The following is an 11,327-nucleotide window of genomic DNA, read 5'->3' on the forward strand; positions in this document are numbered from 1 at the left end:
ACCCAGGCGTCCAAACCAACCTCCCGTCCCCGCAAACTCGCTCCCCGCTCACAATCGGATCGCTACACGCCCGGCTGTGAGATATCCGGGCTAGCGGGACGTGGCATCTGGACAGCCCGGATGTTACGCTGAAGTCCAATCGCGCGCGGTGCGCTCAAGACGCGAAAGGACGATTCCATGACAGCCCGCTTCATTCCCCTGCTCGCCTTGTCCCTGCTCGGCCTCGCCGCCGGCAGCACCATCGCGCTTGCGGCCGCCGACGAGAAGCTGAAGGCCGCGGCCGAGCAGGAGAAGGCGCCGCTGATCGAGACCCTGCACGACATGGTGATGATCGAGAGCGGCAGCGGCGATGCCGAGGGCCTGAAGAAGATGGCCGAATTCACCGAAGCGCGCCTGAAGGCGCTGGGCGCCACCATCGAGCGGCGCAAGACCACCGCGGGTACGGGCGCCGACATGGTGATCGCCACCTTCCAGGGCACCGGGTCGCGCAAGCTGATGCTGATCGCGCATATGGACACGGTCTATCAGCGCGGCATCCTCGCAAGCGAGCCGTACCGTGTCGATGGCAACCGCATCTACGGCCCCGGCATCGCCGACGACAAGGGCGGCATCGCCGTGGTCCTGCATGCGCTCAAGATCCTGAAGGACGCCGGCTGGCAGGACTACGCCAGGCTCACCGTGTCCTTCAATCCGGATGAAGAGGTCGGCTCGATCGGGTCAGGCGAGATCATCGCCGAGCTCGCCGACCAGCACGACGTCGTGCTCTCCTGCGAACCGACGGTGGCCGCGCCGATCGCCAAGAATGACGGGCTGCTGCTGGGCGCGAGCGGCACTGCCACGGCGAAGATGGAGGTGAAGGGCCGCGCCTCGCATGCCGGCGCCGCGCCCGATCTGGGCCGCAACGCGCTGATCGAGCTCGCACATCAATTGCAGCAGACGAAGGACGTCGCCAAGTCGATCCCGGGCACGCAGCTCAACTGGACCACGGCGCAGGCGGGCACGGTGCGCAACCAGATTCCGGAAAAGGCCGAGGCCGGCGCCGACATCCGCCTGACCATCCCCGATGGCATCGCCAAATTGCAGGCGGCGCTCGACGCGAAGGTGAAGGACAAGTTCGTGCCCGACACCGAAACCTCGGTGACGATCACGGCGGGCCGCCCACCCTTCGTCGCGAGCGATCGCGGCCGCGCGCTCGCGCAGGAGGGACAGGCGATCTATGCCGAGATCGACCGCAAGCTCGACATCGCCGAGATGACCGGCGGCGCCACCGACGCCGGCTATGCCAACCGCAGCGGCAAGGCGGTCGTGGTCGAGAGCTTTGGCCTCGCCGGCTTCGGCTATCACGCCCGGGACGAGTTCATCGACACCAACTCGATCGTGCCGCGGCTCTATCTGATGAGCCGGATACTGATCGAGCAGGGCAAGAAGAAGTAGGCGCAGGGGCCGGCCAAGCCATTTCGGCGAAAACAACCCCATGCACAGTAGACAGCCCTAGCGATATCAATGGCTTATCGAGGCCAAAAACGGCGGCGTGGGGCCCGCCTTGACGCCCTCCCCCTCCTGCGATACCTTCGAATACGGAATTCCGTATTCCCTTTTGTGTCTCGGAGCTGCCGGCGTGATCCCTCTCGACCCGCTCCCGAACCTGATCGACCAGGTCTATGCGCGGATCCTGGAGGCGATCTCCGACCGCACGCTTCAGCCCGGCCAGCGCATCCGGCAGAACGAGCTCGCCGACAAGCTCGGCGTGTCGCGCCAGCCGGTGTCGCATGCGCTGCATCTGCTGCACCGGCAGGGACTCGTCGCCGAGAGCGGCCGGCGCGGCTTTGAAGTCACCCAGCTCGACCCCTCGCGCATCCGCCAGCTCTACGAGGTGCGCGGCGCCATCGACGCGCTGGCCGCCCGGCTCGCCGCTCAGCGCGCCGCAAGCGACGCGGCGGGACGCGCGCGGCTGGACGCAGCCCTCGCCGCCGGACGCCGCATCGACCGCAAGACGTCGCTCGCCGAGCTGATCGTGCTCGACGTCGATTTTCACCGCGCGATCTATCAGCTCGCGGGCAATCCCGTGATCGAGGAGACGATCGCGCCGCAATGGCCGCATATGCGCCGCTCGATGGCGACCGTGCTCTCCGAGCTCGATTATCGCGGCAGCGCGTGGGCCGAGCATGCGACGATTGCCGGACACATTCTCGCAGGTGACGCGAAAGCCGCCGAACGCGCAGCGCTGGCCCATGCGCAGACGGCGGGACGGATGACCGAGGAAAAATTGAGGGCGACGAACGAGGCGGCGGCGTAGCCATTTGCGCCGTCATTCCGGGATGTCCGAAGGACCAGACCCGGAATCTCGAGATTCCGGGTTCGGTGCTCCGCACCGCCCCGGAATGACAACAATAAACAAAACAGGAGGACGACCCATGAAACTGTCTCAGGAGCAATTGGAGTTCTTCCATCGCGAGGGCTGGCTGTTCCTCCCCGAATTGTTCAGCCAGGAGGAAGTCAACTTCCTCGCGCGCGAGGCGGTCGGCATCTATGACGCCAATCGGCCCGAGGTCTGGCGCGAGAAGAGCGGCGCGCCGCGCACGGCCTTTGCCGCGCATCTCTACAACGAGGCATTCCGCATCCTGGGCGCGCATCCGCGCATGATCGACCCGGTCGAGCAATTGTTCGGCGAGCCGGTCTACATGCACCAGTTCAAGATCAACGCGAAATCGGCCTTCACCGGCGACGTCTGGCAATGGCACCAGGATTACGGCACCTGGAAGCGCGACGACGGCATGCCGGAGCCGCGCGCGATGAACATCGCGATCTTCCTCGACGAGGTGATGCCGATCAACGGCCCCCTGATGCTGGTGCCGCAGAGCCAGAATGCCGGCGATCTCCAGGCCTCGCATGACCTTGCGACGACCTCCTACCCGCTGTGGACGCTGGACGAAGAGACCGTGACGCGGCTGGTCAAGCAGGGCGGCATCGTCGCACCGACCGGCAAGCCGGGCGGCATGCTGACGTTCCACGGCAATCTCGTGCACGGCTCGGCCGGCAACATCACGCCCTACCCGCGCAAGATCGTGTACCTGACCCTGAACGCGGTCTCGAACTACATCCGCACACCGACGCGGCCCGAGTACATCGCGCATCGCGATTTTGCGCCGATCAAGACGGTGGACGACGATGCGCTGGTGCGGCTCGCACGTGCGCCGCGACAGGCGGCGGAGTAAGTTCTCACTGTCATTCCGGGGCGCGCCTTCTTGGGCGCGAGCCCGGAATCCATACTCCCGATCGTGGTTATGGATTCCGGGCTCGACGCTGCGCGTCGCCCCGGAATGACGAGCTTTGATTGTTGCGCTCAGGACATCCCCCATGAACCTCTTCCGCCTCCTCCAGGCCCGCGCTTCCGCCGGCAAGCCTGTCCGTGTCGCGCTGATCGGTGCCGGCAAGTTCGGCTCGATGTTTCTGGCGCAGGTGCCGCACACGCCGGGGCTGGAGGTGCCCATCATCGTCGATATCGATCGCGACCGTGCGCGCGAAGCCTGCCGCACCGTGGGCTGGAGCGCCGAGCGGATCGCGGCCACCGTCTTCACCGATGATGGCGCACGCGCCATTGCGGGCGGCGCGATGGATGTCGTCGTTGAAGCGACCGGCAATCCCGCCGTCGGCATCAGGCACGCGCGCGCTGCGATCGCGGCGGGCAAGCACATCGTGATGGTCAATGTCGAGGCCGACGTGCTGGCAGGCCCGCTGCTTGCCGAGGAAGCGCGCAAGGCGGGCGTGGTCTATTCGCTCGCCTATGGCGACCAGCCGGCGCTGACGGCCGAGATGGTCGACTGGGCGCGCGCCACCGGTTTTCGCGTGGTCGCAGCCGGCAAAGGGACAAAATATCTGCCGGCCTATCACGACGTGACACCTGACGGCGTCTGGCAGCACTATGGTCTCACCGCGGGCGAGGCACAGTCGGCCGGCATGAATCCGCAGATGTTCAACTCCTTCCTCGACGGCACCAAATCCGCGATCGAGATGGCCGCGATCGCCAATGCCTGCGGGCTCGACGTGCCCGCGAGCGGCTTGCTGTTTCCGCCCTGCGGCGTCGACGACCTGCCACACGTCATGCGTCCCAGCGACAAGGGCGGCGTGCTGGAGCGGTCGGGCGTGGTGGAAGTCGTCTCCTCACTCGAGCGCGACGGCCGGCCGGTGTTTCGCGATTTGCGGTGGGGCGTGTATGTCGTGCTGGAGGCGCCGAACGACTATGCCGCCGACTGCTTCAGGCAATACGGCCTGAAGACCGACGGCAGCGGACGCTTCGCGGCGATGTACAAGCCGTACCATCTGATCGGGCTCGAGCTGAACATCTCGATCCTGTCGGCGGCGCTGCGGGGCGAGCCGACCGGCCAGCCCTATGGCTTCCGCGGCGACGTTGCCGCCGTGGCCAAGCGCAATCTGCGCGCCGGCGAGATGCTGGACGGCGAAGGCGGCTACACCGTGTGGGGCAAGCTGGTGCCTGCGGCCGCGAGCCTGAAGGCAGGCGCCCTGCCGATCGGTCTCGCACATCGCCTGAAGCTGAAGCACGACGTCGCCCACGGCGAGATCGTGCGCTGGAGCGACGTCGAGTTCGACGCCAGCAACGAGACGATCAAGACGCGAAAGGTAATGGAGACGGCATTCGCGAAATAGCGGCTAGAACTGCCCCGGTTGAGCGGGTGGACTGGGCCAATCCGATCGCAAATTGTTCGGATTATTCCTTGCGAACAAGTCCTGCCTTATAACGCCGCTCGGGCCCGCATCAATTGATGGTGGCATTCCGCGAACATCACGGGTTGGCGCGACTATGACGCCGGTCCGAACGCCACAATTGGCGGGATAGCCAACGTGTCGGCAGTAAGTTGCAGCACTCGCGCCTGCATTGCTTCCAATTGAGAAGCCAATAATTAGCGACGCTGACAAGGCAATTGATCGCTTCATTCTTGCCTCCTGTAGCTGATCCACGGGAGAGAATTATAGATGAAGTGTAGCTATGCCAAAGCGGTGAATGTTGAACCATGAGTTCGGCTTCTCGATCAAAAGCCGGCATCGGCCGCAGCCCGCGCCATGTCCAACCGTATGCGGACTCATGATCGCAGCAGGTTGCGTCCTATTCGACCACGATGGCCTTGGCTTCGGCCTCCTCGAAATTCTTGCGCTGGTCACAGCGATTGATAGCCCCGAGAAGCCAATGGCCGGGCCGAGCAGTGTCAGGATGGTCGCGAAGGATGACACCGGGATGCTCGTTCTGTTCGTGCTCGCCCAACGTGTCACGTCGATTTGATGTTTTGCGCGCAAAAAAAACGGGTACTGACACACGTGGCATCTTGCACCACGGTCCAACCGTAAGGAGCAATCCATGATAAATCTGAAAATTCTTGGTGCGGTCGTTGTTGTGGCATCTGCCCTGTCCAGCTCTGCTGCACAGGCGCAGTGGTACAACTCCAATCCGGACGCATGCCAAGCTGAATTCGCCAGCTGCACGGGTCTTGGAACGGGGACCACCCCCGACTATCGAGTTCGGCCATCAACTCGGCGAACGGCATATCGCCAGCCGGCAGCGGCGGACGCGACTGTCGGCAGCTGGGGCAATTCCTACGCCATGTCGCCCGGCATGTCGTACGGCGAGATGGGCTGGAACGGCAGCTGGAGTACGTATGCTGCCCGCAACGGCATCGTCTGCCGGCCCGGCACCTATTTCAAGGGTAGCGACGGCCTCCAGCATCTCTGCCAGTAGGTCATCTGCTCTGACGTTAAACAGCTCAGGCGGCCCCAAAGGGGCCGCCTGTTTCGTGCTGGCTTGTGGCGCTCGCCGAGATCAGCATCCAGATCGCGCGGTGGGTGCACGACTGGGTGTACGAACGACCCCGATCTCCGGATCGAGGTCGCGTACCGTCACCAGTGCTTCGAGCGGGCGGCGGGCCTTCGTGGTAGCGATCTCTATGGAAGCAGCCGTTCTTCCTTGGCTTGCTTGAACCACTTCCGGAACATGTCCTCGGTGTCCATCATCTCGGTGAAGCCGGCGCGGTTGATCTTCACGGTCGAGACGATCGAGGGCGGACCGGACTCGGTCTGGCCGTAGCGCATGCTGTAATCGGCGTATTGGAACGACAGGCCGACGAAGTCGGCGAGGTCCGGCGACACGAGGTCATGCTTGCGTCGCAACGCGTCCCAAGAAGAGACCCAATTGGGAAATTCCTTGGCGAGCGATAGCGGGATCGGCTTGCCGGGCTTCATCTCCAGCGCGTCGGCCACCGCGGGCCAGATGTTTTCCCAGGTGAAGACATCGCCATTGGTGACGTTGAAGGCTTCGTTCTGTGCCGCCTTGGCCTCGCCCGACCAGGCGATCGCGCGCGCGAGGAGATCGACGTCGACGGCCTGCGCCACCCGCGCGGCGCCGCCGGGAAAGTCGAGCGGCCTGCCCTGCTCGCGCAGCATCGCCGCATAGACGCCGAGCGGCGGGATCAGATCCATGGCGCCCCCCATGGCGAGGCCGACGATGAGAACGGGGCGCAAGATGCTCCAGTGCCAGGCTTTACCGGCCTGGAGCTCGCGCAGGAAATTTTCCTGCGCCCAATAAAAATTGGGCTGCTCGTACATCTCGGAGCGGCCTTCGCGCGCCGGCACCGTCAGGGGGCGAACGTGAACCCCGTAAGCCTTGGTGCCCTGCAACAGAGCGACATGCTTGAGGTCCGGCGCGCCCGGCTCGAGCGCGGCCATCAAATTGCGCAGCATCAAATCGTTGGTCTTGATCTGCTGCGGATCGCGCCAACCATCGACGAGCTGTGGCGCCTCGTAGAGCGCGGCGTAGATCAAATGGGTGGCGCCCTGAAGCTCGACCGCGGCACGGCGGCAATCGGCTTCGCTGGTAAGGTCGATCGGGACGTGGCGGGCGCCGTAGAGGTCGCGCGGCCTGCGCCGTGACAGCGCGATGACCTCGCAGGGGCTGGATGTGCCGAAGTGTCGCAACGCGGCGTTGCCGACGAGACCGGTTGCCCCAGCGACCACGACCTTTTTGCCCGTCATGCGCGAGCCTCCCTTGTTATTGCCTAATCGCGTAGCAGATCGCTGATGGTTCCGACTTGCGTCTGGCCCGCGTTCGCACTTGCGAGGAAGGCATCAGGCTTGATTATCGCAGGGCGTCCGGTCATCCTTGCTGACGGAACCGCAACGCTCGGCTTCCAGCAACAAGAGCCCATCAGGGCCGTTCGGAAACGCTCAAACAAATCTCAACAAGAGAACGTCGATCCTCGACGAAGACAAGACGACAGCAAGATCGTTCCCTGGTCGATGCATCGACGCAATGGAAGGGATGCGCATGAAACGTCGTGATTTTCTGAAGGTGACAGGCGTCGGCCTGGCCGCGAGCACAGCAGTCGCTGCGCCCGCGATCGCGCAGTCGTCGCCCGAGGTCAGGTGGCGCTACGCCACGAGCTGGCCGAAAGCCCTCGATACGCTCTATGGCGGCTGCGAATATTTCTGCAAGCAGGTCGCCGACATTACCGACAACAAATTCCAGATCCAGCCTTTTGCGGCGGGCGAGATCGTCCCGGGCCTGCAGGTGCTCGACGCCGTGTCGAACGGCACGGTCGAGATCGGCAATACCGCGCTTTATTACTATTGGGGCAAGAACCCCGCATTCACGTTCGCAACTGCCCTCCCGTTCGGCTTGAACACGCGCCAGCAGATTTCCTGGCTGCTGTGGGGCGGCGGACAGGATCTCGTCAACGATCTCCTGAAAGAGCACAACGTCTACGGCATCCCGACCGGATCGACCGGCGCACAGATGGGCGGCTGGTTCAGGAAGGAGATCAAGACGGTCGACGACCTCAAGGGCCTGAAGATGCGCATCGGCGGCTTCGCCGGCACGATCCTCGCCAAGCTCGGCTGCGTGCCGCAGCAGCTCGCCGGTGGCGACATCTATCCGGCGCTGGAGAAGGGCACCATCGACGCGGCCGAATGGGTCGGTCCCTATGACGACGAGAAGCTCGGCTTCGCCAAGGTCGCGAAGTACTACTACTATCCCGGCTGGTGGGAAGGCACGAGCCAGGGCCACAACATCATGAACATCGAGAAGTGGAACGCGCTGCCGAAGCACTACCAGGCAGCGATCGACGCGGCGTCACGCGACACCTTCACCTGGATCACCGGCAAGTACGATGCGGTGAATGCTCCGGCGCTGAAGCGGCTGATCGTGAACGGCGCGATCCTCAGGGGCTTCCCGCAGGAAGTGCTCGAGGCCTGCTACAACACCGCCAACGAGATCTATGCCGACCTGTCCAAGACCAATCCGCATTTCGGCAAGATGCATGCGAGCATGACCGCGTTCAAGAATGACTCGTTGCCTTGGACGCAGGTGGCCGAGCTGAGCTACGACAGCTTCATGGCGCGGATGCGGACCAAGACGTGAGGCGCTGAGCGGCTCACACGACTAAAGACGAAGAAGCCCCGGAGATGCTGCCATCTCCGGGGTTTTACGTGCTTTGGTTCTGGTTTCGGACCAAACCTGGTTGTCCCAATCGGCTTCGCAACTGCGAGCGTTCCGACGACGCTTGATTATCGCAAGGCGACCGGTCATCCTGATGGGCGGAACCGCAACGTACGGGATCCACAAAGAGCCCTAAAGGGCCGTCGGACACACTCACACCTTCACCAAAGACAAGTTCGGTTCTCGGCGAAGCAAAAGACGACACGAAGATCGTTCCCTTAGTCGAGCAATCGGCACAACGGAGGGATACGCATGAAACGTCGTGAATTTCTAAAAGTGACAGGCGCTGGCCTGGCGGCAAGCACAGCGGTTGCTGCGCCGGCCATCGCGCAATCTTCGCCGGAAGTGAGATGGCGGCTCGCCGCGAGCTGGCCCAAGGCGCTCGATACGCTCTATGGCGGCTGCGAATATTTCTGCAAGCGCGTGGCCGAGGCCACCGACAACAAATTCCAGATCCAGCCGTTCGCGTCCGGCGAGATCGTGCCGGGCCTGCAGGTGCTCGATGCCGTCTCGAACGGCACGGTCGAGATGGGCAACACGGCACTGTATTATTACTGGGGCAAGAACCCCGCCTTCACGTTCGGCACCTCGCTGCCGTTCGGACTGAACACGCGGGCGCATATTTCCTGGCTGCTGTTCGGCGGCGGCACGGAAATGCTCAACGACCTGCTGAAGGAATACAACACGGTCGGCATTCCCACCGGCTCGACCGGCGCCCAGATGGGCGGCTGGTTCCGGAAGGAGATCAAGTCGATGGAGGATTTCAGGGGACTGAAATTCCGCGTCGGCGGCTTCGCCGGCACGATCATCGCCAAGGTCGGCGGCGTGCCGCAGCAGATCGCGGGCGGCGACATCTATCCGGCGCTGGAGAAGGGCACGATCGACGCCGCCGAATGGGTCGGGCCCTATGACGACGAGAAGCTCGGCTTCGTGAAGGTCGCGAAATACTATTATTATCCGGGCTGGTGGGAAGGCACCGGCCAGGGCCACAACGTCATAAATCGCGACAAGTGGAACGCGCTGCCGAAGCACTATCAGGCCGTGGTCGAGATGGCCTCACGCGATACCTTCACCTGGGTCACCGGCAAATACGACTACGTCAACCCGTCTGCGCTGAAGCGCCTGCTGGTGGCCGGTGCGGTCCTGAAGCCGTTCCCGCAGGAAGTCCTGGAGGCCTGCTACAACGCCGCCAACGAGATCTACGCCGATCTCAGCAAGACCAATCCGCACTTCAACAAGATGTACACGAGCCTGTCGGCGTTCAGGAACGAGTCGCTGGCGTGGATGCAGGTGGCAGAGCTCAGCTACGACAGCTTCATGATGCGGATGCGGACACGGACGTGAGGCGTTAAGCCAAACGCAGCGCCACAAACGACGAAAGCCCCGGAGATGTCTCCGGGGCTTTTTGTTTCGGGATCAAGAGCGCGATAAGGCGAGAGCCCGAACCACACCAAAGGTGTCATCGCCGGCTTGACCGGGCGATCCAGTATTCCAGAGGCCCATATTGGAGAACACGCTCTCACCACCTCCGCCGCGGCGTACTGGATGCCCCGGTCAAGCCGGGGCATGACAGCTGTGGGTGTGGCGGCGCTTTCTGTAATAGCGCTCAGTTCTGAAATAGCGCTCAGTTCTGATCGTCACCCAGCGCGGCAACCAGCTTGTCGTAGTACTTGCCGACGAGATCGATGTTGGCCTTGTTCTCGACCTGCGGCGCCGGCGTCTTCAGCGCTTCGTTGAGCTCGTCGAGTGCTTCCTTCTTGTCCTTGGCCGGCATCTTCTTGTCGGCCTGGACCTGCGCGATCTGCGCCTTGATGACGGCTTCGGTGCCGACATATTTCTTGGTCGCGGGATCGAAGCCGCCGAGCACGAGGCTGATGTTGTCGACGACGTTGTTGTAGTCGTCGTAGCCGGCAAAGCCGTTCTTCTTGGCGACGCCGTCGAGCTGGCCGATCACCTTCTGGTCGGGCGCGGTGTTCTCCGGCAGCTTTTCCGTGATCGCATCCATGTCCTTCTGTGCGGCGAGCACGCCGTCGAGCTGCTTGTCGGTCAGCGCGATCTGCTTGAGGCTAGGCGCGGGCGCGGCCTGCGGCGCCGGCGCGGCCTGCTTGGCTTGCGCGAACGCGGCGCCGGAGGAGGCAAGCGATGCGGCGGACAGAAGGCACGCGACGCCGAACGCGGTGAGGGCGGGACGAAGCAATGCTGGCATGGGAGTCTCCTCCTGAAGGGGATGGTTGGTGTTGTCAGCGGAAGGTCTTGGCGATCGAAGGTCTCGACAACGGAAAAACTAGGGAGCCTGGAATGAACTGCGCATGAACTCCGCTTGCGTCTGCTAAGGGCCGATCATGGCTGAATGATCACAACCCTGTGGTGGGTCCCGCGATCACCAAACATTGTTCTGCCTGCAATCCATCTGCTTGCCGACCTCTCGAGGCGCCTGCCATTTGCGGCGCGCCGGCGTTCAGCCTGGTGTCAGGAATCACCTGAAATCACGGCCTGCAACTGCTCGCTGTGCCGGCAGAAAAATGCGCTGATGACGAAGGTGCAGGAAAGCGCGCGCAGCGTTGAGAGCGGCGAAGATCTGCTGTCGGTCTACGAAGGGAAGACGCACCGCACGAAGCCATGTCTTCTGCTCGCGCCGCGGGATCTCCACGTTCCATCGCCAGCGCGGCGCCGGATCGTTTCGGCGTCAGCGTGTTCTGTCTCGAGAGATAGGGCTCGGCGCCACTGTTGCCGAAGACGACCGCACAAACAAAAACGCCGCCTCGGTTTCCCGAAGCGGCGTTTTGTATTCGAACATCGAAAGAGGAAGATTTCTTGTCCTTGGCAG

The 11,327-nt window shown here is 63.3% G+C and carries 11 protein-coding genes; 8 read left to right on the top strand and 3 right to left on the bottom strand.

Annotated features, from left to right (window positions below; all coding sequences use genetic code 11):
- Window positions 1-177: 177 nt before the first annotated feature.
- The 6 genes from ABIB95_RS46660 to ABIB95_RS46685 all read left to right on the top strand — a co-directional run bounded on the left by ABIB95_RS46660 (window position 178) and on the right by ABIB95_RS46685 (window position 5,749).
- Entirely contained in the window at window positions 178-1,434 is a 1,257-nt protein-coding gene (locus tag ABIB95_RS46660) for a M20/M25/M40 family metallo-hydrolase (RefSeq protein WP_354249136.1), read from the top strand.
- A gap of 184 nt (window positions 1,435-1,618) precedes the next feature.
- Window positions 1,619-2,296 carry a GntR family transcriptional regulator gene (locus ABIB95_RS46665; RefSeq protein ID WP_166348938.1) on the top strand — a complete coding sequence of 226 codons (678 nt, stop codon included), beginning with the start codon at window positions 1,619-1,621 and terminating at the stop codon, window positions 2,294-2,296.
- 118 nt (window positions 2,297-2,414) lie between these two features.
- Window positions 2,415-3,215 (top strand): phytanoyl-CoA dioxygenase family protein, encoded by an 801-nt coding sequence (locus ABIB95_RS46670; RefSeq protein ID WP_354249137.1) that lies wholly within the window; start codon window positions 2,415-2,417, stop codon window positions 3,213-3,215.
- A 142-nt stretch (window positions 3,216-3,357) separates the two neighbouring features.
- Entirely contained in the window at window positions 3,358-4,665 is a 1,308-nt protein-coding gene (locus ABIB95_RS46675; RefSeq protein WP_354249138.1) for an NAD(P)H-dependent oxidoreductase, read from the top strand.
- Window positions 4,666-5,020: 355 nt separating this feature from the next.
- Entirely contained in the window at window positions 5,021-5,296 is a 276-nt protein-coding gene (locus ABIB95_RS46680; protein WP_071909357.1) for a hypothetical protein, read from the top strand.
- 75 nt (window positions 5,297-5,371) lie between these two features.
- Window positions 5,372-5,749, top strand: coding sequence for a hypothetical protein (locus ABIB95_RS46685; protein WP_247315863.1), 378 nt, complete (start codon window positions 5,372-5,374; stop codon window positions 5,747-5,749).
- A gap of 203 nt (window positions 5,750-5,952) precedes the next feature.
- Here ABIB95_RS46685 and ABIB95_RS46690 read toward each other — a convergent pair whose 3' ends face one another.
- Complete coding sequence (locus ABIB95_RS46690) at window positions 5,953-7,038, bottom strand: NAD-dependent epimerase/dehydratase family protein (protein ID WP_354249139.1); 1,086 nt, start codon at window positions 7,036-7,038, stop codon at window positions 5,953-5,955.
- 292 nt (window positions 7,039-7,330) lie between these two features.
- Between ABIB95_RS46690 and ABIB95_RS46695 the strand changes: the two genes are divergently transcribed.
- Window positions 7,331-8,422: a TRAP transporter substrate-binding protein gene (locus ABIB95_RS46695; RefSeq protein ID WP_063986726.1), complete on the top strand. Its 1,092-nt coding sequence runs from the start codon at window positions 7,331-7,333 to the stop codon at window positions 8,420-8,422.
- Window positions 8,423-8,752: 330 nt separating this feature from the next.
- Window positions 8,753-9,844, top strand: coding sequence for a TRAP transporter substrate-binding protein (locus tag ABIB95_RS46700; RefSeq protein WP_063985767.1), 1,092 nt, complete (start codon window positions 8,753-8,755; stop codon window positions 9,842-9,844).
- 280 nt (window positions 9,845-10,124) lie between these two features.
- Here the strand turns inward: ABIB95_RS46700 and ABIB95_RS46705 are convergent, their stop codons facing one another.
- Both ABIB95_RS46705 and ABIB95_RS46710 read right to left on the bottom strand, forming a co-directional pair.
- Complete coding sequence (locus ABIB95_RS46705; RefSeq protein WP_354249140.1) at window positions 10,125-10,706, bottom strand: hypothetical protein; 582 nt, start codon at window positions 10,704-10,706, stop codon at window positions 10,125-10,127.
- A 280-nt stretch (window positions 10,707-10,986) separates the two neighbouring features.
- Window positions 10,987-11,327: hypothetical protein (locus tag ABIB95_RS46710; protein ID WP_354249141.1), on the bottom strand; the 341-nt coding region annotated here is incomplete at its 5' end.

This window comes from Bradyrhizobium sp. LA2.1 (assembly GCF_040547725.1).
Classification (GTDB): domain Bacteria; phylum Pseudomonadota; class Alphaproteobacteria; order Rhizobiales; family Xanthobacteraceae; genus Bradyrhizobium; species Bradyrhizobium barranii.

What these genes read in the sequence shown, in the direction of transcription:
- ABIB95_RS46660 (WP_354249136.1), top strand. Translation starts at nt 178, where the DNA reads ATGACAGCCCGCTTCATTCCCCTGCTCGCCTTGTCCCTGCTCGGCCTC.
- ABIB95_RS46670 (WP_354249137.1), top strand. Translation starts at nt 2,415, where the DNA reads ATGAAACTGTCTCAGGAGCAATTGGAGTTCTTCCATCGCGAGGGCTGG.
- ABIB95_RS46675 (WP_354249138.1), top strand. Translation starts at nt 3,358, where the DNA reads ATGAACCTCTTCCGCCTCCTCCAGGCCCGCGCTTCCGCCGGCAAGCCT.
- ABIB95_RS46680 (WP_071909357.1), top strand. Translation starts at nt 5,021, where the DNA reads ATGTTGAACCATGAGTTCGGCTTCTCGATCAAAAGCCGGCATCGGCCG.
- ABIB95_RS46685 (WP_247315863.1), top strand. Translation starts at nt 5,372, where the DNA reads ATGATAAATCTGAAAATTCTTGGTGCGGTCGTTGTTGTGGCATCTGCC.
- ABIB95_RS46690 (WP_354249139.1), bottom strand. Translation starts at nt 7,038, where the DNA reads ATGACGGGCAAAAAGGTCGTGGTCGCTGGGGCAACCGGTCTCGTCGGC.
- ABIB95_RS46695 (WP_063986726.1), top strand. Translation starts at nt 7,331, where the DNA reads ATGAAACGTCGTGATTTTCTGAAGGTGACAGGCGTCGGCCTGGCCGCG.
- ABIB95_RS46700 (WP_063985767.1), top strand. Translation starts at nt 8,753, where the DNA reads ATGAAACGTCGTGAATTTCTAAAAGTGACAGGCGCTGGCCTGGCGGCA.
- ABIB95_RS46705 (WP_354249140.1), bottom strand. Translation starts at nt 10,706, where the DNA reads ATGCCAGCATTGCTTCGTCCCGCCCTCACCGCGTTCGGCGTCGCGTGC.